Source organism: Paenibacillus sp. Aloe-11, from assembly GCF_000245715.1.
Classification (GTDB): domain Bacteria; phylum Bacillota; class Bacilli; order Paenibacillales; family Paenibacillaceae; genus Paenibacillus; species Paenibacillus kribbensis.
On sequence record NZ_JH601060.1, the window covers coordinates 2,565 to 2,915 of the forward strand.

At 59.0% G+C, this 351-nt stretch carries 1 pseudogene; it reads right to left on the reverse strand.

The window, feature by feature from the left end:
• Positions 1-167: 167 nt before the first annotated feature.
• Positions 168-351 (reverse strand): annotated as a pseudogene (locus tag WG8_RS28820) (dihydrodipicolinate synthase family protein); the annotation flags it as partial.

Sequence of the window (351 nt, forward strand, 5' to 3'; positions counted from 1 at the left end):
CAGCCGTGCCTCCTCCCCGGCCTGTGCAATATCAGCCTCGGTGGAAAAATGGACGACTCCCACCTCCTCCTTTAACGCTGAAGGGTTGCGAACCACCATTTCTTCGCCGGAAGGACTCAGCCACTCGCCGCCAATCCAATTTCGGCTTTCCATCGTCTTCACCTCCATCAGGATGAAACCCCGCTCGGACGAACCGCCGCCTCAAAAGCTTCGCGAATACGGTCATAATCCGCCTGCGGAAGCGCAAGTCTGGGCGGACGTGTCGGGCCGACCGGGAATCCGGCCAGCTCCATCATATATTTGATGGACTGCACCAGTTGCGGACTGGCATCGTAGTGGAACAGCGGCAGG